This is a genomic window from Embleya sp. NPDC059213, assembly GCF_042754445.1.
Lineage (GTDB): Bacteria > Actinomycetota > Actinomycetes > Streptomycetales > Streptomycetaceae > Embleya.
The window spans coordinates 1-24,498 of record NZ_JBHZAV010000051.1 but is presented as its reverse complement, the minus strand read 5'-3'; the positions used below and the strand labels follow the sequence as shown (position 1 = coordinate 24,498).

The window sequence follows — 24,498 nt, the reverse complement described above, 5'->3', positions numbered from 1 at the left end:
CCTGACGTGCCGTCAACTTCCGCCCACTTCCCGTGGACCCTGCACCGGACCAGGCTCGACAACGGTCTGCGGGTGGTGGTCTGCCCCGATGCCACGGTGCCGCTCGCCGCGGTCAACCTCTGGTACGACGTGGGGTCACGGCACGAGGTGGAGGGCAAGCACGGCTTCGCCCACCTCTTCGAGCACCTCATGTTCGAGGGTTCGGCGCACGTGGAGAAGGGCGGCCACTTCGCCGCGATCGAGGGCTGCGGCGGCGACGGCATCAACGCCTCGACCAGTCCGGACCGCACCAACTACTACCAGACGGTGCCTTCGGGCCAGTTGGAACTGGCGCTGTGGCTGGAGGCCGACCGGATGGGCTCGCTCGGGTTGACCCAGGAGACCCTGGACAACCAGCGCGAGGTGGTCAAGAACGAGCGCCGGCAGCGCTACGACAACGTGCCCTACGGGACCTGGAGCGAGGAGATGATGGTCCTCGCCTACCCCGAGGGCCACCCCTACGCGACCTCCACGATCGGCTCGATGGCCGAGTTGGACGGCGCCGAACTCGCCGACTTCACCGCGTTCCACGAGACCTGGTACGCGCCGGACAACGCGGTGCTCACCGTGGTCGGCGACGTGCGGCCGGAGCAGGTGGTGGCGTTGGCCGAGAAGTACTTCGGCGGCATCGCCCCGCGCGGCTCCTTCACCCAGCCCACCCCCGCGCCGCTGCCGCCGCGCTTCGGGGCCGGCCGGCATCTGACGGTCCATCGGGACGTGCCCGCGCCGCGCCTGTTCCTGTGCCACCGCGCGCCGCGCTTCGGCACCCCGGACGCCGCCGCCGCGAGTGTGTTGGCGACCGCCGTCGGGCGCGGTCGGGGCAGCCGGTTGTACCGGGAGTTGGTCACCGCGCGCAATCTGGCCCAGGCGTCCGGCGCGTTCCTGTCCGCGTGGAACCACCTGCACTTCGAGTCGGTGCTGATGGGCTCGTGCGCGCCCAGCGAGGGCGTCGAGGCGCGGGAGGTGCTCGACGCCTATGTCGCGGTCTGCGACGAGGTCGCGCGCGAGGGGGTGACCGAGGCCGAACTCGACCGGGTCCGGGCGGTGTTGTCCGGCGAATGGCTGCGCGAGGTGGCCACCGCCGCCGGCCGGGCCGACGCGATCGGCCGGTTCACCACCCGCTTCGGCGACGCGGAGTCGATCCGCGACCACCTCGACGAGTTGCTCGCGGTCACCGTCGAGGACGTGCACCGGGTCGCCCGCGACCTGCTGCACCAGGACAACCGGATCGTGCTGGAGTTCCGCCCGCAAGCCGCCGAGGCCGACGCCGAGATCGACACCACCGAGCCGGAGGCCGCCGCATGAGCGAGCACATCGCCACCCGCCACACCCTGGTCGCCGAGCGACCCACCGGCGCGGCCCCGCGCCCGTACCGCTTCCCCGAGGTCCGCCGGGTCACGGTGGGCGGCGGCGAGGTGGTCGGCGCGCACGTGCCCGGACGCAGCCTGGCCTGGGTCAAGTTGGTGATGGAAAGCGGCGCGTTGCACGAGCCGGTGGGCCTGGACGGCCTGGCCCGGATCACCTGCTCGCTGCTCGACGAGGGCAGCCTGGACCGCGACGCGGACGCCTTCGGACTCGCCATCGAGGCACTGGGCGCGAACTGGCGGCTGGCCTGCGGCTGGGAGACCCAGGAGGTCGGCCTGGACCTGCCCGCCGATCGACTCGACGCGGGCCTGGCCCTGGTCGCCGAGGCGGTCCGGCGACCGGCCTTCGCCGACGGTGACGTCGAGCGTTTCCTCGCCGACCACGTGCGCTCGCTGAAGACCTCCTGGGCCCAGCCCGGCACCCGCGCCGGACTCGCCTTCCGGCGCGCCCTGTTCGGCCCGGACAACCGACTCGGCGGGCTGCTCGGCGGCACCCCCGACACCGCGCTCGCGCTGGACGCCGACGCGATCCGCGGCTTCCACGCCGACCGGATGACCGCGCCGGGCACCCTCGCGGTGGTCGGCGACCTGGACACGATCGACCTGGCCGCGCTGGGCCGTACCGTCTTCGCGGGCGCGACGGGCACCGCGACGCGGGCGAACCTCGCCGAGTTCGCCGGCGCCCCCTCGACCGGGCGCGTGATCGTGGTGGACCGTCCGGGCGCCGTGCAGTCGGTGTTGCGGATCGGGCACACCGCGCCGCCGCGCTCGACCCCGGACCTGATCCCGATCGAGTTGTTCGCCGACGTGCTGGGCGGCGCCTTCGGCTCGCGGCTCAACCACCTGCTGCGCGAGGTCAGGGGCTACACCTACGGCGCACACGCGAGCTTCGGCCACGGCCGCCGCTCCGGCTCGTTCACGGTCTCCGCGTCCGTGCACACCGAGGTGACCGCCGCCGCGGTCGTGGACACGATCGGCGAGATCCGCCGGATGCACGCCGACGGCGTCACGCCCGAGGAACTCGCGGCCACCCGCGCCCACTCGCTCGGCAGCATGCCGATCAACCTGCAAACGCCCGGCGGCATCGGCGGCCGACTGGTCGAGGCGATCGTGCACGGTCTCCCCGACGACCACGTCACCGCCGAATACGCGGAAATCCTGGCCACCGACCCGGACGCGGTCGACCGCGCCGCGCACACGCACCTGCGCCCCGACGAACTCGCCGTGGTCGTCGAGGGCGACGCCGACCGCATCGTCCCCGACCTACGGGCGGCGAACTTCGAGGTGCTGCTCTCCGACGTGTGACCCGGTCGCCCGCTCGACGACTTCACCCGCCGGCCAGGTAGACCTGCCGGTATCCGCTCCACACCGCCGGGCCCAAGTCCGCCGGTACGTGCGGGGGGAGCGGCCACATCGGGCCGCTCACCTCGCACAGGACCACATGCAGACCCTCGCCCGCGTCGAACCAGCGCAGCCCCACCGCCCCGGGCGCGCGCAGCAGTTCGGCGACGGCCTCCTCGTGCAGCCAACGCCCCATCGCCGCGCCCGAACCGTGCGCGGTCAGGTGCAGCAGCTTGTCGCCGGCCGGGAAGAGCCGGCTCGCCGATACGTTGGGCCAGCGGCGGATCTCCCGGCAGTCCAGCCGCAACGAGGTGACCGCGCCGCTCAGTTCGGGAGGCAGCGGGGTGCCGGCGGTGTCGTGCAGGTCGCCGCCGGCGGCGGCCTGGACCCCGAGGTGCTCGAGGTCGTAGACGGTCAGGTAGCGCGCCGCCGGCGGCCCGGCCTCGATCTCACCGTTGCCGAACGCACCGCACAACACGAAGCGGCGGGCCCGCCGGAATCCGGGCAGCCGCAGCAGATCGTCGTGGTGCCGGTCGCACCACGGCGAAAACGTGCCGTCGAGCGCCTCGGGCAGGTCCGATCGCAGGTGCAACAGACCCGCACCCGTGGGGAATCCGTCCAGGTCCAGACGCGGTATCGCGGGCTGATCGGACATGGTTTGCGCCTCCCCCGGAGCCCTCGCGCCCGGTTGTCCCTGGCGCAGGCGGGAACTGACGGAGGGTCATAGCTTTGTTACCCACCGGTCGCCGAAAGCATGTCCTCTTTGCCGAACATCCGGGCCGCCTCACGCGCGCTCGGCGTGCCCGCGTCCGGGTCGGCACCGGCACCCACGAGCGCCGCGACCACCGCGCGCTCGTTCTTGAACACCGCGCCCGCGAGCGGGGTCTGACCGCGGTCGTTGGCCCGGTCCGGGTCCGCGCCGCGGGCGAGCAACGCACCGACCGCGTCGGCGTGTCCGTGGTAGGCGGCGAGCATCAGCAACGTGTCGCCCCGGTCGTTGGCCAGGTTCACCGGCAGACCGGCGTCCACGTAGCGGCCGAGCGTCTCGGCGTCGCCGGTGCGCGCGGCCTCGAACAGCCGCCCGGCCAGCTCCGCGATCGCCTGCTCGTCCGGTGCGGACCCCTGTTCCGGCTGCTGCCCCGGCTGCTGCTCGCTCATGATCGACCTCCGAGAACGCGACGACGTACGGATCCGGCGGTCGAGCCGACCCCGACCCGACCGGATCCGAACCTATCGGGTGGCGCGCCGGGGCCGCGGCGCCGCCGGCCGCGGCGCGCGTGTGAGAATCGGTGCGATCGTGGCCCCGGATCCCAAGGAGACGGCTCGTGCGCCATCCGCACCACCTCGACCTCGACGCCTACTTCGCCCGCACCGGCTGGTCGGGCGAGCGGGCACCCACCTGGGCCACGCTGCGTTCGCTGCATCTGGCGCACGTGGTCGGCATCCCGTTCGAGAATGTCGAAGTCCTCCTGGGCGGAGTGCCCTCGCTGGAGCCGGCCGACCTGGAGGACAAGCTGGTCCGCCAGGGCCGGGGCGGCTACTGCTTCGAACACAACCTGCTCTTCGCCGACGTGCTGGAGGCACTGGGCTTCGGGGTCACCCGGCTGGCCGCGCGGGTGCGGATGGGCTCGGACGCGATCCGCCCGATGACGCACATGCTGCTCGCGGTCGAGGTGCCCGGCGAGGCGCACCCCTACATCGCCGACGTCGGCTTCGGCAGCGGCGGACTGCTGGAGCCGCTGCCGCTGCTGCCGGGCGTGGCCAGCCCGCAGGGGGCCTGGCGCTTCCGCCTGGTGCGCGAGGACGACCTGTGGCTGTTGCAGACCGTCTACGGCGAGGACGGCTGGTTCACCGTGTACGCGTTCACCCTGGAGCGCCGCGAGACGGTCGACTTCGAGGTGGCCAACTGGTACGTGGCGACGAATCCGCGCTCGCCGTTCCGCAATACGCTGCGCGTGCAGTGCAGCGGTCCGCATCGGCGGGCGTACATCGACGACCGGCGGTTGACCGTGGTGCACAGCAACGGGTCCCGGGAGGAACGCGAGTTGGCGGACGACCACGAGGTGCTTCGGCTCCTGGTCCGCGACTTCGGGTTGCTGCTGCCCTGGGACACCGCCTTCCCCGAGCCGTCCCAGTCATCCGGGCGCCGCGAAACCTCCCGGCCCCCCGAATCCGCCACGCGACCCGAGGAGAGCTGAGCCATGTCCTTCGACAAGCAGGTGCAGGTCACCGCCGAGCTGTACGACTACGTGCTGGACCACTCGCTCGCACCGGACGCGGTCCAGCGCGAGGTGATCGAACGCACCCGGCGAATGGGCCGGTTCGCCGGATTGCAGGTGCCGGCCGAGCAGGGCGCGCTGTTGACCCTGCTGTCGGGCGTGATCCGGCCCAAGGTCGCGGTCGAGGTCGGCACTTTCACCGGCTATTCGGCGCTGTGCATCGCCAAGGGCCTGGCCGAGGGCGGCCGGCTGCTGTGTTGCGACGTGTCCGAGGAGTGGACCGCGATCGCCCGCGAGGCGTGGCGCGAGGCGGGTGTGGCGGACCGGATCGACCTGCGGATCGCCCCGGCGCTGGAGACGCTGGACGCGCTGCCCTCGCACCCGCACATCGACCTGGTGTTCCTGGACGCGAACAAGGACGGCTACATCTCCTACTGGGAGGCGCTGATCCCCCGGATGCGTCCGAACGGTCTGCTGATCGTCGACAACGTGCTCTACGGCGGTCTGGTCCTCAAGCCGAACGGCGACCCGACGCCGGAGGCGGTGGCCGCGTTCAACGCCCACGTCAAGGCGGACCCGAGGGTCGAGCCGGTGATGCTTCCGGTCGCGGACGGCATCACCCTGGCCCGGGTGAAGGAGCTGGACGAACTGTGATCCGCCGGGCCGGACGAGTCGTGGTGACCCGTCCGGCCCGGCCGCTCGACCTGCCCTGCCCACTCAGCCGCGGTCGGCCAGGATCCGGCGCAGGCGTTTGGCCTCGGTGACCGCCCGGGAGGCGCCCTTCCGGTCGGCCAGCTCGTCCAGCCCCCGGATCGCCCCGGCCGGCCCGCCGCCGGCCGCGGCGGTCTCCGCGGCCACCGAAAGGGCGTCCGCGAGGCCGGTGCTCTTCGTCCCCGCGAGCAGATCGGGCAGGAAGCCGCTCAGCACGCCCCACACCGCCGCTCCCGCGCCCGCCCGGGCCGCGTCCCGCAACGAGGCGACCACCCGGGTGGTCTTCAGGCCCCGGGTCCGCACCGCCTCGCCGATGTCGCGGCCCAGCGCCGCGGTGTCCCACGCGTCGCCCCGGGCCGCCAGGGTCACCAGGGCGTCCACCGCGGCGGCGCGGTCCTCGGCCGCCCGGGCGCCGAGCGCGTAGGCCAGCGCGAGCGACATGCCCGGACCGAGCGGGCCGTGCGACTCGGCCAGGGCGGGCAGGATCTCCGCGCCTCGAGAACTCCCGTCGATCCCGCGCTGGGTACGGATCGCCAGGTGCGCGGCGATCGTGTCCCGATCCCGGGGCAGCAGCAGCGGCCAGCAGTGCATGTCCGGCTCGGTGTTCTCGGACCAACCGGCCCCGCGCGCGGCGGCCCCCGCGTCGGCCAGGTCGTACAGGACCGACGCGCTCTTGGGCAGCAGTTCGCGGTCGCCGGGGACGACCGTGGCCAGCGGGCCGTCGGAGTGCGCCCAGGTCCGGTCCCGGTAGGAGAACTCGCGGTGGATCCGGTCGAAGCGCCGGCGCCCGACGACTCCGGCCGGCGGCCCGCCCGCGGCCAGCACCGCGGCCACCCGCCGCCCGGCGGGCGAGGTGAGCCGGCCGGCCCGGGCGATCAGGTCGGGGTCGATGTCGGCGGGCAGCCGCAGCAGCGCCTGGTCGACGTCGCGACGCCACGGGGTGTGCTCGGACGCCTCCCACTGTTCCAGGCCCGCCACGAGGGCCCGGGGGTCCACGAAGCCGGTCGCGTCGGCGATCTCGGCCAGGTGCGGGCCGCTGTACGGCACCCGCAGCCGGGTGCCCACCTCGTACAGGCGCGCGAGCAGGAAGCGCTGCGCGGGTTCGAGTCGGTCCACGTCGACCTTGGATCCGGGGATCAGGTCGTGGTCGGAAGCCTCGGTGCCCTTGCCGAACAGGCTGCGGAACCAGCCCGTTCGGGAGCCGCCGTAGCCGGTGGCGGCGGCCACCAGCGCGCCGACCGCGCCCTGCACCTGATGGATGAACCAGTGCTGCTCGATGATGTGTGCGTGCCGTTCGGTGAGCGGCAGCAGCGCGGTGTGCAACGCCTCGCGGTCGCGGGCATGTTCGCGCAACATCGCGGAGACGATCCGCTCCACCGCGAGCGGATCGGTGGCCCGGCCGCGCGGGTTCACCCACGGGTTGGCGGTGCCGGCGAACAACACCGCGAGTTCCTCGACGAGTTCGTCGAGCGAGCCGATCGGCGGCGGCAGTTCGCGCACCGGCGGCGGCGCGAGCAGCGGCAGCGGATCCGGCTCGGCGACCACGCTCTCGCCGATCAGCGCCGCCGCGTCCGGGCGCAGTGCCTCGCCCAGCAGCGGCAGTTGTGCGCGCACCTCGTCGTACACGAGGGCGGCCTGATCCGCGGGCAGCTTGCCGACGTGCTTGGCGATCAGGATCAGCGCGCGCTCCTGGAGGTCGACGGCGGTCGAGCCGAACGCGGTGCAGGCACCGGCCAGCAGGGTGCCCGCGTGCTCGGGGTGACGCTTGATCGCCTGGCCGAGCCAGACGAGTTGGCCGCGGACCAGCTTCTTCTCGCTCCGGAACAACACCGCCCGGCTCGCCTCGGCGAGTCGTTCCGCGTCGAGTCGGCCCGCCGCGTCCAGTCGACGCAGCACCTCCTGGGCGGTCCCGGCCACCGGCGAGGGTGCGTCCGGGAGCAGGCGCAGGTAGGAGTCGACGCGGGCGGCGAGTTCGTCGTCGGTGGGCGCCATCGCGTCGTGCAAACGTATGAACGCCCTTGATGCGCCCAATCGTTCGCCGCGCAACAGGCGGGAGAGGCAGCCGTCCAGGACGGTGTCCCGCTCGATCACCTTCGCGTCGGCGAGTTCGGCCAGTGCCGCGCCCCAGCGCGACTGTCCGGCCTGCTGCCAGGAATCCTGGCTCTCCAGGCGTGCGCCGACCCCGTCGGCCTCGAACAGGGCGGGCAGCAGATCGGCGAAGTAGGGGTCCTCGCGCAACCGCTCGGCGAGCGTGTGCCCCTCCCCGATGCTCCCGCGCCCCACCTTGTCCAACCAGCGCACCACGAAGCCGGCCGTGGTCGGCGTGGGCAGGCCGCCGCCGCGCACCAGCGCGTCCACCACGTCCCAGTGGTTGCCCCAGGGTTCGACCGGCATCTTCGCAGCGAGCCGGTTCGCGATCTCCGGCAGCCAGGCCGGGTTGCGCTGGGCGAGCAGCGTGTAAACAGCGCGTTCGTCCCCGACGCCTCGGCCGGGCCAGGTCATGTCCTCGCGGGAGAGCCACTGGGCGATCCCGGCCGGCCCGCCCAGGCACGCGATGCCGGCGTAGCGCAACGAGCGCAGGCCGCGCGGGGTGTCCCGGAGCGCGCGGATCGCCTCCTTGTACTCCGGCAGCAGCTTGCGGCGTTCGGCCTCGGTGCGGCCGGCGAACAGGGCGATGATCGCCGTCGGGTCCTCGGTCCGTTCGTCCTGGTCGGGCAGGGCCGCCTGCACCTGCGCCCAGGTGAGCGGCGCCCGGGTCCCGGCGGGGGTCGTGCTCCCGGTGTTCGGTTCGGTCCCGGTCATCGGTTCGCCTCCTGCGCTGCGGGGGCCGTCGTGGTCGGGTCGCCGGCGGCCCGGCCGCGCACGATCTGCGTGGCGAGCAGATGCTTGCAGGGCCCGCGCCCGCCCCGGTACTCGGCCCACCACTGGCACGTGCAGCTCCCCGCTCCGGCGAGCCGCAGGCCGTAGGTGTTCTCGCCGCTGCGCACGGTGGCGCTCTCGCCGGTCCCGGTCAGCGTCACCGCTCCTGCGGCCACCAGGGCGTGCGCGTCCCGCAGGCGCGGGTTCATCCGCTCCACGCTGCCGGTGTCGTAGGGGAGTTCGCGGTGGTAGTAGGCCGCCTCGGCGACGTCGTAACCGATCCGACCGCCGGTGCCCAGCCGGACCAGCGCGGCCCGCACCCGGTCCGCGGCGAGTCCCGAGCGGGCGGCCAACTCGCCCACCTCGACCCGGGGTTCCCAGGCCAGCAGGGCCGAGATCAGGTCGGCGTCCGCGGCGCCGGAGTCGGCGGCCAGGCCGGTGAGCACCGCACCCTCGCCGGAGAAGCCCCGAGCCGGGTCCGGGGACAGGGTCAGGGTCAGTCGCATGCCCGGCAGTTCGATCTCCCACGCGGAGGACACCGCGCTGCTGCGCGCGTGCACGGCGGGCCCGTAGACGCGCAACGCCAGCGCGTGTCGCAACAACCGGGTCAGCGCCTGGAGTCGGTCCGGCCCCGGCAGGCACACCGCGCCCGGCAGCGGACGGGCGGTCAGCCGCAGCGAACGCCCGGCCGGAACCGCCCACAGCGGCTGCCGGGCGCCCCGGGGCAGCGCGCGCACGAACCGCACCGCCTCGCCCGCCGCGAGTTCGGCGCGCAGGTCGAACCCGGCCGAGATCACCTGGACTTCGGCGAATCCGCGCAGCCAGCGCTCGGGCAGCGGGACCTTCTTCTCCACGACCGGCCCGTCGAAGGTGGTGACGGTCACATCGTCGGGTCCGACCGCCAGGTGCAGTGGATCGGCGCCGCCGACCTTGGCCAACGCCTCGCGCAGCGGCGCGTTGACGTCCACGTTGGTGGTGCCGGTGCCGAACATCTCGCCGTCGATGCCGGCCGGCAGCACGTCCAGCCGGGCGTGCACGCCGCAACACGCGGAGAACGACTCGAAGCGCAGCCGGTCGCCGTTGCCGGTCACCACCGGATCGAGCAGACCCGGCCGCATCGGTTGGTAGTAGCGCGCCGCCGCGACGTCGGCGACCGCGAGCAGTCCGCCCGCCGCCGCCTCGGGCGCGGTCAGGAAGCCGTCGAAGAAGCGCGGGAAGGGGGTCAGGCCGTGCGAACCGAGGCCGCCGCAGGTTTGCAGCCCGAGCGAGCGTTCGCCGTCGACGGCGGCGAGCGTGGAGGACCGCAGATAGGTGAAGGAGTGCACCGGGGAGGACATGCGGAAAACGGTAGACACCCCGTCCGACAGCGGTAGTCGGCCCCGCCGGCCCCGGTTCGGCCGGTCCGCCGACCCTAACGGGTGGGCCTGCGCGGTTCTTTCGTGGCCGATTCGGGAACCTCGGCGCGCGGGCGGGCGACCCGGCGCGGGGCCGCCGCGGCGCACTCGTCCGGCAGTGGATACGACACGAGTCACGGATTGCGCGCGCAGCGTACCGATCGACTCGTTCGTTCGTCGGAAACATCCGGATTACCCGATAGTAGAGGGGGATTCGCGGTGCCGCGGCATCGATTAGGTGGTATCACCTGTGCGAGCATGGGCGGCTGGGGCCCGGGGTCCGAACATGAGCCGCGGAACTGCGGCACATGGACGACTCGGGTGGGTGGTGGCACATCGTCAAGAGAGTGCTGTTGTAACCATGATCCGAGGACGCGTGGCAACGCGCCGGCATACTATGCGCTGGTCCATTCAGCCGGAGGTAGCAGATGCCCGCAACGCAGCCGGGGAGCGGCTCGACGGTTCGCCGTATTCTCCTCGGTTCCCAGCTTCGCCGCCTGCGCGAAGCGAAGGGGATTACGCGGGAGGAGGCCGGTTACGAGATCCGTGCCTCCGAATCCAAGATCAGCCGAATGGAACTGGGGCGCGTCAGCTTCAAGGAGCGCGACGTGGCTGACCTCCTCACGATGTACGGAGTGGGCGACGAGACCGAGCGCGCGGCGCTGCTCGGCCTCGCGGCGGAGGCCAACGCCCAGGGCTGGTGGCACAACTACAACGACATCCTGCCGAGTTGGTTCCAGGTCTACGTGGGCCTGGAGGAGGCCGCGTCGGTGATCCGCACCTACGAGGTGCAGTTCGTGCCCGGCCTGCTCCAGACCCCGGACTACGCACGGGCCGTGGTAATCGCCGGTCAGCCCTCCGCGTCGGCGGCCGAGGTGGACCGCCGGGTGGGGCTGCGGATGCAGCGGCAGTCGATCCTTTACCGCGACAAGCCGCCCAGGTTGTGGGTCGTGCTGGACGAGGCGGCCCTGCGGCGCCCGATCGGCGGTCGGGACGTGATGCGCGATCAGGTCCGGCACCTGATCGAAATGGCCGCCCTGCCCAATGTCACGATCCAGATCATGCCGTTCCGGTTCGGTGCGCACGCGGCCGAGGGCGGCCCGTTCCTGTTGTTGCGGTTCCCGGAGAGCGACCTGCCGGACGTGGTCTACCTGGAACAGCTCACGAGCGCGCTCTATCTGGACAAACGCGACGAGGTCGACGCGTACACCGAGGTCATGGACCGGTTGAGCGTGGACGGCATGCCGCCCGACAAGAGTGTGGATCTGCTACAGCGGATCCTGAAGGAGAACTGACCCGGATCGACGTGTGTGGACCCACCCGGGCGGAGCGTCCCGGGCGGGCTTTCACGCGAGCAGGTTGTCGAAGTCCCCGTCCTTGGCCCCGAGGATGAGCGCCTCGATCTCGGCGCGCGTATAGATCAGCGCCGGTCCGTCGGGGTGACGCGAATTGCGGACCGCGACGTCGCCGTTCGGCAACGCCGCCATTTCGACGCAATTGCCCTGCGAGTTGCTCCGGCGACTCTTCTGCCAGGTGACCCCGTCGAGCGCGGTCGCCGATACCCCGTTGTGCGTTGCCTGCATGACGCTTCTCCTGGACCTCTCGCCGAGCGACCCGACGGCGGTCGCCCGCCCCCGGTTGCGGCACGTGTCGTTCCTTCGTCCCGGTCCGTCGCAATTTCTTCCAGAACCGGTCCGACTTACGCATGCACGTGCATCTGACCATGCATATGCAGCGTACAACGGTGATGATAGCGCAGCCCGACTTCACTCACACGGGAGGGCTCAGGCATTCCTCAAGGTTTCAAAGGAACCGTAAAAGCTGCTTAAGAGGCGGGGGACGAAACGGGCGTAAGAATGCAGAAAACCCGTCGAAGGATCGACGGGTAAACGCTTCACACCTTAATTCGGTTGCCGCTTCCGAATGTGAATTAGAACTCTCCACAAACCTGCAACGCCGGCATGGAACGCAATGCGTTCCGAAGACTGCAGAACGTGTGTGTCAGGCCGGTATCTCGAACATCGCCCAGACGACCTTTCCGGTGCGCCGGCCCATACCGTCCAGTGGGAACCAGCCCCACGAATCACTGAAACAGCCGACCAGATACAGACCCCGACCGGATTCCTCGTCCTCACCGCCGGCCTGGGTCTCCGGGAGGCTCTCACCGGGATCCTGAACCGCGCACATCACCCGCTCCCCCTTGCGCAACAGCGCGAGTTGGATGTTGTGCGCGACATCGGCGGCATCGTCGCGGCCGGCGCCGAGACCGTGACACAGCGCGTTGGTGACGAGCTCGGACACGACCAGCGCGAGGTCGTCCTCCAGGCATGCGGCCCCCCAACCGGCGAGCACCGACTGGGTGAAGTCCCGAGCGGCCTTGACCGACTCACGGCGGGCGGCGAGGGCTTGTATCGCGATATCGGATGTTGGGCCCATATCCCCGGCCAGAGGCTCCATCCACTGAAACGTCGACGTCCGGAACCCTGTGGGACTCGCGACGGTCATCCGTGCCTCCGAGCGGGTACTGGTCCCCGGCCTGTTGGGAACGCCGCCAGAGGACTCGCCTCACAGAGCGTCCATGCACATGCGCGTGCACATGCACACACTTCATTATGAGGATGCCGACCCCAACTGCAAGACCGGATGCACGTGCATCGACGATTTCTGCGTCTGCACCACGCCGATGCACGTGCATTTCGATCGATCAAGGTTCGCTTTACGTCCGGATCCCGGACATATCAGGGAACCGGTCTTTTCCTTCTTTTGGCCATACCTCGGGAATAATCCGGACAAGCTACGCGCACCGTGGTCGGCCGGCTGCCGACCGTGCACGTTCGAGCGGTCAGGCCGAGGCACCCGACGGCTGTCGGGGGGCCTGCCGGGTCGCGTCGGCCGAGCCGTTCCCGCGCCCTGTGAACTGAATCACCAGGGCCGCACCGGAGAGCAGGAAGACCGCCAGACCCGGACCGAGCAGCAGCCACGGCATGACCGAGACCTCGGTCTCCTCGTCCGGAATGCTGTCCGCGTCCTTGAAGGTGTCGACGTTCGCGCCGATGTTCTCCACCAGGGCGTTGAACTTGGCCAGGATGCGGTCCGTCTCGACCAGCCCCTTGCCGACCTTGGGGTACTGGGTGGACAACTCGGCGGTGAACTGCGGCAGCGGCTTGCGCAGCAGCGCGGCCATCGACGGCAGCGACTTGGTCTTCATCCCGGCCGCCATCTTGCCCAGCGTGTCCAGGTCGTTGTGCGCCTGCGCGTATCCGGCGTCGGTGAAGGTCGGGCGGAAGGCGGTGAACATCTTCTCGGACGCCTTGGTCTTGCCGATCACCCCGGTGGCGAAGGTGCCGATCACCATGCCCAGCCCGACCACGGCGGCCAGCGCCAGACACACCGTGCTCACCACGACCCGGTTGCCGACCAAGGAGAACAGCAGGCCGCCCGCGCCGACCACGAGCAACACGATGCCCGGGATCAGGTAGAGATAGGTGACCGCCGTATTGGGGGCGTCGGCCGTCGGAATTGCGTCGGCCTGGCGGAAGTTCGCGGCCTGCGCGTCCATGGTGCCCGCGAGCTTGTTGAACCGGGGCATGATCGTGGGCAGTTCCTTGAGGCCCTTGCCCACCTCGGGGGCGGTCACGCCCATCAGGTTGATCAGCGCCGGCGTCTCGATCCCGGCCTGCTTCGCCAGGCCCGGCAGTGTCTCCGCCTGGAGCTGGGCGAGCATCTCGTTCATCGTGACCAGATCGGTCCGGCTCTGCGCGATCGCGGCCGGGGTGAAGGCCGGGCGGAAGTCATTGGTCAGATTGTCGACAGCCTGCGTCTTCTTCGGCAGGCCGGCGGCCAGCGGGAAGATGATCAGGGCCGCACCCAGCAGGGCGATCAGCACCAGCGCCACGTGGCGGTATGCACGCACAGCGGGTTCTCCCTTCGCTTTCCGTTATTCCTCGGATCGTATGGGTGATCGCCGCGATCACCCCGGACCCGCACGGCGGAAAGCACCTGTTCTCGTTGTTTGTCACTCGGGCAGCCGATCTTCGCAAAGAGCAACCCGCCAGTCAGCTACCGGCAAGTAATGTCACGGGATCGAGATCTCCGGCACATCGCTCGCCCCGGCGGCCGATGCCATGGATCGGTCCACCACCAGGGGCTACCTTTGCGCCCGCCGGCTCGTGCGAGCGGCGAGGTGTGAACGGAGGTCGCCGGTGGATCTTGAACCGACGGAAGATCAAAAGGCGGTACGGGCCGTCTTTTCGCAGTTCTTCACGGACCGATGCCCCATTTCCGCGGTGCGCGCGGCCGAGCCGCTCGGATTCGCGGCGGACCTGTGGCGCCGGCTGGCGGCGATGGGTGCGCCCGGGATGGCGCTGCCCGAACGGGTCGGTGGCGGCGGAGCCGGCCGATCACACCTGATCCTGTTGCTGCACGAGGCCGGGCGGGTCTTGGCGCCGGTGCCGCTGAGCGGGCACCTGGCCGCGTCCCCGCTGCTGGTCGACACCCCCTGGGGTGCCAAGGCGGCCGAGGGCACCGTGATCGCGGCGCCCGCACTGCGACCGGCCGTGGACGGACTGGCCCGCCTGGTGCCCGGCGGCGCGGTCGCGCACGTCGTGGTGGCCCTGGACGAGGACGAGTTGGTCGCCGTGCGCGGCGAGCCCCCGATGACCGCGCCGGTCAACCACGCGTGCGCGCCGCTCGCCGACCGCTACGTGCGCGACGACCTGGGTGGTCGGGTCGTGCTGGCCACCGGCGAGGAGGCGGCGCGGCGCTTCGCGGCGTTGCGGCGCGAGTGGCAGTTGTATACGGCGGCCACGCTGGTCGGGTTGGCCGAGCGGGCGTTGGAGCTGGCGGTGGCGTACACGCTGGAGCGTGAGCAGTTCGGCAAACCGATCGGTGCGTTCCAGGCGGTCCAGCAGGGGTTGGCCGATCTGGTCGGGCCGCTGGACGGGATCCGGCTGCTGACCGCGCGGGCCGCGTGGGGTGCCGACGAGGGCGATCCGGCGGAGGCCGGCCGACTCGCGGTGATGGCCTACCTGGCGGCGACCGAGGCGGCCCGCGCCACGACGTATCGCGCGGTGCACTTCCACGGCGGCTACGGGGTGACCCTGGAATACGACATCCAGCTCTACTTCCGCCGCGCCCGGGGTTGGCCACTGGTCCTGGGCGACCCGGACGAGGAGTACCAGCGGTTGGCCGACGACCTCTTCGGACCTGTGGGGAGCATCTGATGGACTTTCGACCGAAGGAGTCGGTGGAGGAGTTCCGGCGCTGGATCCGGGAGTTCGTCGCGGCGCACCTGACCGAGGACATGGTCGAACGGGCTCGGCGCACCGGCACGTTCCACGACTGGGAGTTCCATCGCGCGCTCGCCGCGACCGGGGTGATCGCCGAGGGCATGGCCGGGCCCGGGCGCAGCACCGGCCGTGATCCGTTGGAGTTGTACGTCCTGTTCGACGAACTGGGACTGGCCGACGCGCCGTTCTTCGGGCTGGCCAACACGATGCTGGTGGCGGGCATCGTCGAGCAGATCGGCAGCGCGTTCCATCTGGCCGAGGTGTTGCCCCGGTTCCACCGCGGCGAGGCGATCGCGGCGCTGGGCTACAGCGAGCCGGGCTCGGGCTCGGACGTGGCCGCGGCGGCCACTCGCGCGGAGCGGGTGCTGGGCCATCCGGAGGACGAGCCGGTGTGGCTGGTCAACGGGCAGAAGATGTTCACCACGCTCGTGCACGAGGCCGGTTACGTGATCCTGCTGACTCGCACCGACCCGGAGGTGGCCAAGCATCGGGGGCTGACCATGTTCCTGGTGCCGATGGATCTGCCGGGCATCTCCTTCCAGCCGGTCGAGACGATGGGCGGAGACCGTACCAACATCACCTACTTCACCGACGTTCGGGTGCCCGATCGTTGGCGGCTGGGCGAGGTCGACGGCGGGTGGGGGGTGATGAAGGTGGCGCTGGCGTACGAGCGCGGGGTGTTCGGCAACATGAACCAGGGGGTGTCGCTGCTGCGGCGGTTCACCCGGTGGGCGGCCGAGACCGGGGCGATGGACGACACCGCGGTGCGCAAGCGGCTGGCCCGGATCGCGATCGACAACGAGATCACCGCGCTGTTGGCGCTGCGGCCGGCGCTGATCGCCAGTGCGGGCGGGTTGCCGACCACCGAGGGCTCGATCGCGAAGTTGTTCGCGAGCGAGGCGTACAACCGCGCCGCCGAGGCGTGCCTGGACATGGCCGGGCCCGAGGGCCTGCTCGGCGAGCCCGGGGACGCGTGGTTCGTCGACCACGCCGCGCGGGACGCCCCGGTGACCACGATCTACGGCGGGACCAGCGAGATCCAGCGCAACAACATCGCCGAACATCGATTGGGGCTGCCCCGGGCACGGTAATCGTGGCCCGCCGGCGGTGTGGTGTCCGGGCTCCACCGATATGACGGGCTCGGCCGACCGACTCGGATGGCGGGCGGCCGAACGGGTGGCCGGGGCGCGGGTCGCTTCATGGCAGACTTCGGCACCGTTCACACCGGTGAGCGAAACGGAGTTTCTGCCATGCGGCCGCTGCACGACGAGGACCCTTCGAGCGTTGGTGCCTACCGATTGGTGGGCCGGCTCGGCGAAGGGACCACGGCTCGGACCTATCTGGGGGCCGCGCCCGACGACACGCCCGTCGTCGTGCGGGTGATCCGGGCCGACCTCGGGCGTGATCCCGCCTTCCGGGCCCGTTTCGGCGAAGAGGTGGACGCCGCGCGGCGGTTGCCCGGCCTGGGTACGGCGATGATCCTGGACGCGGACACCACCGGACGTCAGCTCTGGTACGCCACCACCCACCTCCCGGGCCCGACCCTGGAGGAGACGGTGCGCCGGCACGGCCCGTTGCCCGGCCATTCGTTGCGGGTGCTCGCCGGTCGACTGGCGACCGCCCTGGGTGGGTTGCACGCGGTCGGGTTGCAGCACGGCCGGCTCGATCCGGCTTCGGTGCTGCTCGGCACGGACGGGCCGTGGTTGCCCGGGCTGGGGATCGCGCACGGGTCGGCCGGCTCGTCGGTGACCGCCGACGGCGTGGTGATCGGCACCGTGCTCGACTCCCCCGGTTTCCGTTCGCCGGAGCAGGTGCGGGATCTGCCGGTGGGTCCGGCCGCCGACGTGTTCTCGCTCGGGTCCGTACTGACGTTCGCCGCGACCGGCGGCGGCCCGTTCGACCGGGGCGGGGTGGGTTCGGTCGCCGATCGGGTCGCCGAGGGCGATCCCGAACTCGGCGACGTGCCCGCGTCGTTGCGCACCCTGATCGCCGCGTGCCTGGTCAAGGACCCCGCGCACCGACCCGCGCCGGAGGAGGTGGTCCGGGTCGCCGCGGGCACCCCGGGGCCGACCTGGCTGCCGGCGGCCTGCGCCGCGTGGGTGGCCGAGCGGGTGGCCAATCCGTGGGAGCCGCCGGAGCCGATGCCGGGCAGTGAGCCGTACGCGCCGGGCACCGTCCCGGCGCCGCCGCCGGGCAGCACGCCCGCGTCGGCGCCGGCGGCCGACGCCGAACCCGACTCGGCCCCGGCCCCGGCCCCGGCTCCCGAGGCCGCAACCCCGGTGGAACCGCCGGCCGCACCCGGGCCCGCCACGCCGGCCGCGCGCGCCGAATCCCCCTCCCGCGCACGTCGGTCCGGCGCCCGGGCCAAGTCCCGGCGCGGCTTCCTGGCGGTCGCCGCCGGCGCCGCGGTGCTCGGCGGCGTGGGCGCGGCCGTGGCGCTGAGCCGGGGCGGCGACTCGCCCAAGGCCGGGCCGAAGCCGAAGGCGCCGGTACCGCCGCCGAGCCCGACCGCGTCGACCGGCCCGAGCAGGCCCGCCTCGGTCCAGGAACTCACCGTCTGGACCACCGAGAACCTGGTGCCCGCCGCGCTGCTCGGCGACCTGGGCCTGGAGTTCGGGAAGAGCGGTTCCGGGGTCCGGCTGGGCAGTCGGCTCCAGTCCAAAGCCGGTTACACCCAGGCGCTGGAGCAGGCGTTGCGCGCGGGTCGCGGGCCGGACGTGTTCGAATTGGACCTGCTCTCCGTGGCCCGGTTCAAGGCGGCCGACCTGATCATGGACCTGACGCCGCATCAGAGCCGGTTCGACACCACCACGTGGTTCCCCGCCGTGCGCGCCTCGGTCACCTCCGCCGGCCGGATCATGGCGCTGCCGCTGGCGGCGAACGTGCCGGTGGTGCTGTACGACAAGGGGCTGTTCCAGGCCGCCCAGGTGGGGGTGCCCAGCGACCGGGTGACCTGGGTCGCGGACCTGGAGAAGTTGCGTCTGGCCAATGCGAGCAACGCCGACTATCGCGCGCTGTACGTGCCCGGCGGCGCGTGGCCGATCCTGGCCTCGTGCGTGTGGGAGGACGACGGCACGATCGCGGTCCAGGAGGGCGACGCGTGGCGCGGCACGCTCGACCTGCCCGGCTCGGTCGAGGGGGCCAGGTTCTTCCGCCACCTCCAGTCGTACGCGCCGGACGCGGTCGGCGTGGCCAACGACGACCCGGCGATCACCACCCGGGTGACCAAGGGCAACGTCGCGTCGGTGATCGCCGATTCGGCGCTGTACGACGCGGTGGTGGCGACGAATCCGGCGCTGCGCGCGGTGTTGGGCGCGTTCGCGATCCCGGGCCGGACGGCGGGCAAGCCGGCCGCCGTCGGGGTGCGCGGCACGGTGCTCGCGGTGTCGGCGGGGAGCCTGTTCAAGGAAGCCGCGATGGACCTGTTGGCGCTGATCGCCACCGAGCGTTGGCGTTCGCGGATCGCGACCGAGGGCCGACTGGTCCCGGTGCGCACCGGGTTGGACCGGGCGGTGCCGCCGGACAATCCGATGATCCCGGCCTCGATCGCCGCGTTGCCGGTGGGCGGGCGGGCGTATCCGGTCGCCCCCGGCTGGTCCGAGCGCCCGCTGGCCGAGTTGGCCAAGCAGACCCTGGCCGGCGCCGATCCGCTGGCCGCGGCGGCAGCGGCGAATCCGATCGTGGCTCGGGAGTTCGGCGTATCGCCGGGTTGACGCGGCCCCCGGGCCCGAAGTCGGTGGATCTCCCGACCGGGCCCGGGCCGGCCCCGCTCTAAGGTTTGGCGAACATCCGTATCCCGCCAACCGGAGGAGCCGCACAGTGCCGTCGTGGAACGACGACCCGCAGGTGTCATCGGAGGATGACGCATCGGCCGACCCACCCCCTCGGCCCACCCATGCGCCGATGGCCGTGCCACCACCCCCGCAGCCCGCCGGCGGGGCACCCGCGTACCACCCGGCCGGCCCGCCGCAGCAGCCGTACCCGGGCGGTGTGCCGCCACAGCCGTACCCCGGCGGTGCGGCACCGCAGTATCCGGCCGGCCCGCCGCAGTACCCGAACGTGCCGCCTCCGCCCGGCTGGGGGCCCACTCCCCCGCCGCCCGGCGACGGTTCCTCGCGGCGCAAGGTGATCGTGGCCGGTTCGGTCGCGGCGGTCGTCGCGGCCGGCGGCGGCGTCGCCGCGTGGCTGCTCACCCGGGGCGACGGCAAGACCGCGGCGCCCGGGCCCACGCCCGCCCCCACCACGCCGGGGCCGGTCCCCCCGCCGGCCCCGCCCAACCCGGAACCGCCCACCGGCGAGAGCGGCCCGTACACGCTCACGTTGTGGCTGGAAAAGTTGCTCACCCCGGGTGTCGACCAGGCGAAGACGAACACCGACCTGGCCGCCGCACTGCTCAAGGCCGATCCGTTCGGGACCGCCCGCACCGAGGTCCAGGACCTGATCGACAGGCGCAAGTTGGACACCGCGCTCGCCGCCGGCAACGGCCCGGACATCTTCCAGGCGCAGACCTTCGATCTGGCCGCTCGGGTGCGGCGTGGGGAACTGCTGGACCTGACGCCGTACGCGAGCCGACTGAACGTGGACGCCTGGCACCCGGCGGCCAGGGCCGCGTGCACGTTCGACGGCAAGCTGTACGCGCTGCCGATGGACGTCTACGCGCCGGTCGTGGTCTACGACAAGCGGCTGTGCGACCCGGCCGGGTTCACCGTGCCGCGCACCCGGGACGAGTGGATCACCCAGTTGGACAAGCTCAAGCGGCATCACGCGAGCGACCCGAAGTTCGAGGCGCTGCACCTGGTCGGCAAGGCGTGGCAGACGATCACCGCGTGCCTGTACGAGGACGGCTGCGAGATAGCCGTGCGCGAGGGTGAACGCTGGGCCGGGCGGCTGGGCAGCCCGGCCGGCCGTGCGGGCATCGACTTCTACCGGAAGCTCCAGGCGTATTCGACCGCGCCGAAGGACGTCGAGGAGTTCAAGGACCCGGCAGGCACGATCACCGCCGTGCTCGCGGGGGGCAAGGCGGCGATGATGATCCAGCCCGACTGGGTCTTCCCGGAACTGCTGCGCTCCTCCCCCGAGACGGCGCGCAACCTGGCCGCCTTCCCGATGCCCGGGAACAGTGCGGACAAGCCAGGGGCGGTCGGCGTGTGGGGCGGGGTGCTGGCGGTGTCGGCGAAGACCGCGCATCCGGCGGGCGCGGTGAACATGCTCCGGGTGCTGGCCTCGGCGACCTGGCAGGAGCGGTGGGCCACCGAGAACGAGACGGTGCCGGCCCTGGCCGAGGTGACCACCGCCGCGGGCCGCACCAACGTGATCCGACCGGCCACGTTGGCGGCGCTCAAGCAGGGCCGCCCCTACCCGCAGGCGCCCGGCTGGACGTCCGCGCCGCTCAAGGACTTCGCCGGGAACGTGTTGGCGAAGGGACTCGACCCGGAGGCAGCCGGGCGCAGCGCGGACGCGACGATCGCCGCCGGCTTCGACAAGGACACCCGGCTCTGATCGCCGGGTGGGTGACCCACCGTCCTTGTCACCCACACGGCGCAGGAAATCCTCAAGCGTAAGCCCGCCGCGGTTCGCCGCGGCGGGCTTCGCGCATTACCCACCCTCCGCGTTCGCACGGCCGCATACCGTCGGCTCACTTCCCCTTCGGGTGACCGGCGGTTTCCGGATTCGGCAGTACATGTCCCGCCGCCGGGTCGCTCTCCGAGCACACGAGGATGCGGTCCGTCATGTCCGGAAGTCCCGATCCCTCCCGGGCCGATCTGCTCCGCGGCAGCCTCACCGCCGTCGCCCCCGCCGCGCACGATCTGGTCTCGCACTTCTACGCCCTGCTGTTCCTGCGCCGGCCCGACCTGCGCGAGTTGTTCCCACCGGCCATGGACCTCCAGCGCGACCGACTGCTCGCGGCGCTGCTGCGGCTGGGCACCGGCGCCGACGAACCGCACGAGCTGCGCCGGTTTCTGCGCCGGTTGGGTCGCGACCATCGCAAGTACGGCGTCCTCGACGAGCACTACGACGCGGTCGGCTCCGCGCTGATCGGCGCACTGGCCCGCTACCTGGGCGGCCGCTGGACGCCCGAACTCCAGGCCGCCTGGCTGGAGGTCTACACGTGGGCGGCGGCGGTGATGATCGAGGCCGCCGCCGACGACGCCGAGGAGGCGCCGCCGTGGTGGGACGCGGTGATCACCGGCCACGAGCCGCGCGGGCGGGACATCGCGGTGATCACCGTGCAGCCGGATCAACCGCTGCCCTATCACCCGGGCCAGCACGTCACCGTGGAGACACCGTGGTGGCCGCGGGTGTGGCGGCATTACTCGATCGCCAACGCGCCGCGGGTGGACGGCCGGCTCGAACTGCACGTCCGCGCGGTGCCCGCCGGGTGGGTGAGCAACGCGCTGGTGCACCGGGCCCGGGTCGGCGACCACATTCGGCTCGGGCCCGCGCGCGGCGGCCTGGTGCTGCGCGGCGAGACGCTGCGGCGCACGTTGTGCGTCGCCTCCGGGACCGGTCTGGCGCCGATCAAGGCGCTGGTCCAGCACATGGCGCAGCGGCAGTTGGCCAACCGGGCGCATGTGTTCATCGGTGCGAAGTACGGGGCGGATCTGTACGACCTGACCGCGCTGGCCGCGATGGCGCAGATGTACCCGTGGCTGCACGTGATCCCGGCGGTCAGCCACGACCGCTCGTTCGCCGGCGACCACGGTGCGCTGCCCGACGTGTTGGCCCGGTACGGCCGCTGGCACGACCACGACGTGTTCGTCAGCGGGTCGGCGGCGATGGTCCGGGCCACCGCCCATCGGCTGACCGGCGAGCTGGGGGTGGCCCCGCAGCGGCTGCACACCGAGAGTCCGGACGCCATCGTGCCGGGGCCGCGGCTGCTCCAGGGCTGCTGAGCTGCGGACACGCCGGCGCGGGGGCGTAACGTACGGGGCAACAGGGTCGTGTCGAAGCGATCGGTTCGAGCAGCAGCAGGAGCGCCCGCATGGTCAGCAAGCCGCCCGTGGACGACGTCGGCGACGAGGGCCTCGTGGTCGGCCCGCCCAAGGAGTACGCGGCCGGGCTGCCCGCCGTGGCCTGGTCACTGCGCCACGCCGGTCGCCAGATGGGGGTCAAGCGCAGCCTGCTGACCCTGGTACGGGTCAACCAGAAGCAGGGCTTCGACTGTCCCGGGTGCGCGTGGCCCGAGCCGGACCATCGCAGCGTCGCCGAGTTCTGCGAGAACGGCGCGAAGGCGGTCGCCGAGGAGGCCACCGTGCGTCGAGTGGGCGCGGACTTCTTCGCCGCGCACCCGGTCGCCGAGTTGGCCGACAAGTCGGACTACTGGCTGGGCCAGCAGGGCCGGCTGACCGAGCCGATGTACCTCGCCGAGGGTGCCTCGCACTATGCGCCGATCTCCTGGGAGGACGCGTTCGGGGTGGTCGCCGAGGAGTTGGCGGCGCTGGATTCGCCGGATCGGGCGGCGTTCTACACGTCGGGTCGCACCAGCAACGAGGCCGCGTTCGTGTACCAGTTGTTCGTGCGCGCGTTCGGCACGAACAACCTGCCGGACTGCTCCAACATGTGCCACGAGTCGAGCGGTTCGGCGCTGACCCAGACGCTCGGGGTCGGCAAGGGCAGTGTGTCGCTGGAGGACCTGTATCAGGCCGACCTGATCTTCGTGGTCGGCCAGAACCCCGGCACCAACCACCCGCGGATGTTGTCCGCGCTGGAGAAGGCCAAGCAGGCGGGCGCCTCGATCGTGGCGGTCAACCCGTTGCCCGAGGCCGGGCTGCTGCGGTTCAAGAATCCGCAGAAGGTGTCCGGCATGCTCGGCTCGGGCACCTCGTTGACCGACGAGTTCGCGCAGATCCGGGTCAACGGCGACCTCGCGCTGTTCCGGGCGCTGAACCGACTGTTGCTCGAAGCCGAGGACGCCGCGCCGGGCACCGTCCTGGATCGGGCTTTCATCGACGAATACGCGCACGGCTTCGAGGAGTTCGCGGCGGATGTGCGGACCACGCCGTGGGCCGACGTGCTGGAGGCGACCGGGCTGGAGCGCGAACAGATCGAGCGCATCCATCGACGGGTGCTCGACTCGCGCCGGATCGTGGTGTGTTGGGCGATGGGCCTGACCCAGCACAAGAACTCGGTGCCGACCATCCGCGAGGTGGTCAACTTCCTGCTCCTGCGCGGCAACGTCGGCCGGCCGGGGGCCGGGGTGTGCCCGGTGCGCGGGCACAGCAACGTGCAGGGCGACCGGACGATGGGCATCTACGAGAAGCCCTCGGCGGCGTTCTTGGACGCGTTGGCGAAGGAGTTCGACTTCGAGCCGCCGCGCGAGCACGGGCACGACGTGGTGGACGCGATCCGGGCGATGCGCGACGGCGCGGTCGAGGTGTTCGTCGCGGTGGGCGGCAACTTCGTCTCGGCGACGCCGGACACCGCGGCGACCGAGGCCGCGTTGCGGGCCACCCGGCTGACCGTCCAGGTGTCCACCAAGCTCAATCGTTCGCACGCGGTCACCGGCCGGCGGGCGTTGATCCTGCCCACGCTGGGGCGCACCGAGCAGGACCAGTTCGTCACCGTCGAGGACTCGATGAGCGCGGTGCACATGTCGCGCGGCAAGCTGCCGCCGGCCTCGCCGCACCTGCGCTCCGAGGTGGCGATCGTCTGCGGGCTCGCCGAGCGGGTGCTGGGTGATCGGGTATCGGTGCCCTGGCGCGAGTTCGCGCGCGACTACGACCTGATCCGGGATCGCATCGAGCGGGTGATCCCGGGGTTCACCGACTTCAATCGGCGGGTGCGCGAGCCCGGCGGTTTCGTCCTGCCGCACGGACCGCGCGACGCGCGCACGTTCCCGACCACGACCGGCAAGGCGAACTTCTCCCGCAACGACCTCGCGGTGCTGCGGGTGCCCGCAGGTCGGCTGATCCTGCAGACGGTGCGCTCGCACGACCAGTACAACACCACGATCTACGGCCTGGACGACCGTTATCGCGGGATCAAGCAGGGCCGCCGGGTGGTCTTCGTCAACCCGACCGACCTGGCCGAACTGGGGATCGCGGGCGGCGCGTCGGTCGACCTGGTCGGCGAGTGGAGCGACGGCGTCGAGCGCCGGGCGCCGGCGTTCAAGGTGGTGTCCTACGACACCGCGGCGGGTTGTTGTGCGGCCTACTTCCCGGAGACCAACGTGCTGGTGCCGCTGGACAGCACGGCGGACGAAAGCAACACGCCGACCTCGAAGTCGATCGTGGTCCGCCTGGAGCCGCACGCGCACTGACCCGGCGGCGGCCGGGTTTCGCCT

The 24,498-nt window shown here is 71.8% G+C and carries 18 protein-coding genes; 11 read left to right on the top strand and 7 right to left on the bottom strand.

The features are described from left to right. The first annotated feature begins 6 nt into the window (after positions 1-6). Together ACFXMF_RS20380 and ACFXMF_RS20375 are read left to right on the top strand one after the other, a co-directional pair. Positions 7-1,344 carry a pitrilysin family protein gene (locus ACFXMF_RS20380; RefSeq protein ID WP_360309547.1) on the top strand — a complete coding sequence of 446 codons (1,338 nt, stop codon included), beginning with the start codon at positions 7-9 and terminating at the stop codon, positions 1,342-1,344. Then, positions 1,341-2,708 carry a pitrilysin family protein gene (locus ACFXMF_RS20375; protein ID WP_360309545.1) on the top strand — a complete coding sequence of 456 codons (1,368 nt, stop codon included), beginning with the start codon at positions 1,341-1,343 and terminating at the stop codon, positions 2,706-2,708. The genes ACFXMF_RS20380 and ACFXMF_RS20375 overlap by 4 nt, the downstream gene beginning before the upstream one ends. A 22-nt stretch (positions 2,709-2,730) precedes the next feature. On the opposite strand, the gene ACFXMF_RS20370 is transcribed toward ACFXMF_RS20375, so the two are convergent. After that, positions 2,731-3,399: a hypothetical protein gene (locus ACFXMF_RS20370; protein WP_360309543.1), complete on the bottom strand. Its 669-nt coding sequence runs from the start codon at positions 3,397-3,399 to the stop codon at positions 2,731-2,733. Between the two features lie 77 nt (positions 3,400-3,476). Beyond that, positions 3,477-3,902: an ankyrin repeat domain-containing protein gene (locus tag ACFXMF_RS20365; RefSeq protein ID WP_360309541.1), complete on the bottom strand. Its 426-nt coding sequence runs from the start codon at positions 3,900-3,902 to the stop codon at positions 3,477-3,479. A gap of 167 nt (positions 3,903-4,069) precedes the next feature. Between ACFXMF_RS20365 and ACFXMF_RS20360 the strand changes: the two genes are divergently transcribed. Continuing rightward, positions 4,070-4,942: an arylamine N-acetyltransferase gene (locus ACFXMF_RS20360; RefSeq protein ID WP_379988249.1), complete on the top strand. Its 873-nt coding sequence runs from the start codon at positions 4,070-4,072 to the stop codon at positions 4,940-4,942. A 3-nt stretch (positions 4,943-4,945) separates the two neighbouring features. Continuing rightward, positions 4,946-5,617 carry an O-methyltransferase gene (locus ACFXMF_RS20355; RefSeq protein WP_360309537.1) on the top strand — a complete coding sequence of 224 codons (672 nt, stop codon included), beginning with the start codon at positions 4,946-4,948 and terminating at the stop codon, positions 5,615-5,617. 63 nt (positions 5,618-5,680) lie between these two features. Here ACFXMF_RS20355 and ACFXMF_RS20350 read toward each other — a convergent pair whose 3' ends face one another. Beyond that, the gene (locus tag ACFXMF_RS20350) at positions 5,681-8,476 is read right to left on the bottom strand and encodes a DUF6493 family protein (RefSeq protein ID WP_379988250.1); all 2,796 of its coding nucleotides are present in this window, start codon (positions 8,474-8,476) and stop codon (positions 5,681-5,683) included. After that, a complete protein-coding gene (locus ACFXMF_RS20345; RefSeq protein WP_360309533.1) occupies positions 8,473-9,870 on the bottom strand; it encodes an SWIM zinc finger family protein in 1,398 nt (465 codons plus the stop codon). Before ACFXMF_RS20345 ends, ACFXMF_RS20350 begins: the two co-directional genes overlap by 4 nt. 485 nt (positions 9,871-10,355) lie before the next feature. Between ACFXMF_RS20345 and ACFXMF_RS20340 the strand changes: the two genes are divergently transcribed. After that, the gene (locus tag ACFXMF_RS20340) at positions 10,356-11,222 is read left to right on the top strand and encodes a helix-turn-helix transcriptional regulator (RefSeq protein WP_360309531.1); all 867 of its coding nucleotides are present in this window, start codon (positions 10,356-10,358) and stop codon (positions 11,220-11,222) included. Positions 11,223-11,273: 51 nt separating this feature from the next. Here the strand turns inward: ACFXMF_RS20340 and ACFXMF_RS20335 are convergent, their stop codons facing one another. The 3 genes from ACFXMF_RS20335 to ACFXMF_RS20325 all read right to left on the bottom strand — a co-directional run bounded on the left by ACFXMF_RS20335 (position 11,274) and on the right by ACFXMF_RS20325 (position 13,840). Next, positions 11,274-11,510, bottom strand: a complete 237-nt coding sequence (locus ACFXMF_RS20335; RefSeq protein WP_360309529.1) for a DUF397 domain-containing protein — start codon at positions 11,508-11,510, stop codon at positions 11,274-11,276. Between the two features lie 418 nt (positions 11,511-11,928). Further along, positions 11,929-12,363: an ATP-binding protein gene (locus ACFXMF_RS20330; RefSeq protein ID WP_360309527.1), complete on the bottom strand. Its 435-nt coding sequence runs from the start codon at positions 12,361-12,363 to the stop codon at positions 11,929-11,931. A 406-nt stretch (positions 12,364-12,769) separates the two neighbouring features. Continuing rightward, entirely contained in the window at positions 12,770-13,840 is a 1,071-nt protein-coding gene (locus tag ACFXMF_RS20325) for a hypothetical protein (RefSeq protein WP_379988252.1), read from the bottom strand. Between the two features lie 211 nt (positions 13,841-14,051). Here ACFXMF_RS20325 and ACFXMF_RS20320 point away from each other — a divergent pair, with 211 nt between their 5' ends. The 6 genes from ACFXMF_RS20320 (at position 14,052) to ACFXMF_RS20295 (ending at position 24,474) form a co-directional block, all read left to right on the top strand. Beyond that, the gene (locus ACFXMF_RS20320; RefSeq protein WP_360309523.1) at positions 14,052-15,149 is read left to right on the top strand and encodes an acyl-CoA dehydrogenase family protein; all 1,098 of its coding nucleotides are present in this window, start codon (positions 14,052-14,054) and stop codon (positions 15,147-15,149) included. After that, positions 15,149-16,306, top strand: coding sequence for an acyl-CoA dehydrogenase family protein (locus ACFXMF_RS20315; protein WP_360309521.1), 1,158 nt, complete (start codon positions 15,149-15,151; stop codon positions 16,304-16,306). Before ACFXMF_RS20320 ends, ACFXMF_RS20315 begins: the two co-directional genes overlap by 1 nt. A 159-nt stretch (positions 16,307-16,465) precedes the next feature. Continuing rightward, complete coding sequence (locus ACFXMF_RS20310) at positions 16,466-18,928, top strand: serine/threonine-protein kinase (protein ID WP_380020708.1); 2,463 nt, start codon at positions 16,466-16,468, stop codon at positions 18,926-18,928. Between the two features lie 190 nt (positions 18,929-19,118). After that, entirely contained in the window at positions 19,119-20,714 is a 1,596-nt protein-coding gene (locus ACFXMF_RS20305; RefSeq protein WP_379992360.1) for an ABC transporter substrate-binding protein, read from the top strand. A gap of 230 nt (positions 20,715-20,944) precedes the next feature. Further along, positions 20,945-22,108 carry an FAD-binding oxidoreductase gene (locus ACFXMF_RS20300; RefSeq protein WP_379992361.1) on the top strand — a complete coding sequence of 388 codons (1,164 nt, stop codon included), beginning with the start codon at positions 20,945-20,947 and terminating at the stop codon, positions 22,106-22,108. Positions 22,109-22,197: 89 nt separating this feature from the next. After that, a complete protein-coding gene (locus ACFXMF_RS20295) occupies positions 22,198-24,474 on the top strand; it encodes an FdhF/YdeP family oxidoreductase (protein WP_379992362.1) in 2,277 nt (758 codons plus the stop codon). Positions 24,475-24,498 lie beyond the last annotated feature (24 nt).

Bases quoted from the DNA above. Each gene is read 5' to 3' on its own strand.
- ACFXMF_RS20375 (WP_360309545.1), top strand. From the start codon at position 1,341: ATGAGCGAGCACATCGCCACCCGCCACACCCTGGTCGCCGAGCGACCC.
- ACFXMF_RS20370 (WP_360309543.1), bottom strand. From the start codon at position 3,399: ATGTCCGATCAGCCCGCGATACCGCGTCTGGACCTGGACGGATTCCCC.
- ACFXMF_RS20365 (WP_360309541.1), bottom strand. From the start codon at position 3,902: ATGAGCGAGCAGCAGCCGGGGCAGCAGCCGGAACAGGGGTCCGCACCG.
- ACFXMF_RS20355 (WP_360309537.1), top strand. From the start codon at position 4,946: ATGTCCTTCGACAAGCAGGTGCAGGTCACCGCCGAGCTGTACGACTAC.
- ACFXMF_RS20350 (WP_379988250.1), bottom strand. From the start codon at position 8,476: ATGACCGGGACCGAACCGAACACCGGGAGCACGACCCCCGCCGGGACC.
- ACFXMF_RS20345 (WP_360309533.1), bottom strand. From the start codon at position 9,870: ATGTCCTCCCCGGTGCACTCCTTCACCTATCTGCGGTCCTCCACGCTC.
- ACFXMF_RS20340 (WP_360309531.1), top strand. From the start codon at position 10,356: ATGCCCGCAACGCAGCCGGGGAGCGGCTCGACGGTTCGCCGTATTCTC.
- ACFXMF_RS20335 (WP_360309529.1), bottom strand. From the start codon at position 11,510: ATGCAGGCAACGCACAACGGGGTATCGGCGACCGCGCTCGACGGGGTC.
- ACFXMF_RS20330 (WP_360309527.1), bottom strand. From the start codon at position 12,363: ATGGGCCCAACATCCGATATCGCGATACAAGCCCTCGCCGCCCGCCGT.
- ACFXMF_RS20320 (WP_360309523.1), top strand. From the start codon at position 14,052: ATGGATCGGTCCACCACCAGGGGCTACCTTTGCGCCCGCCGGCTCGTG.
- ACFXMF_RS20315 (WP_360309521.1), top strand. From the start codon at position 15,149: ATGGACTTTCGACCGAAGGAGTCGGTGGAGGAGTTCCGGCGCTGGATC.
- ACFXMF_RS20310 (WP_380020708.1), top strand. From the start codon at position 16,466: ATGCGGCCGCTGCACGACGAGGACCCTTCGAGCGTTGGTGCCTACCGA.
- ACFXMF_RS20305 (WP_379992360.1), top strand. From the start codon at position 19,119: ATGGCCGTGCCACCACCCCCGCAGCCCGCCGGCGGGGCACCCGCGTAC.
- ACFXMF_RS20300 (WP_379992361.1), top strand. From the start codon at position 20,945: ATGTCCGGAAGTCCCGATCCCTCCCGGGCCGATCTGCTCCGCGGCAGC.
- ACFXMF_RS20295 (WP_379992362.1), top strand. From the start codon at position 22,198: ATGGTCAGCAAGCCGCCCGTGGACGACGTCGGCGACGAGGGCCTCGTG.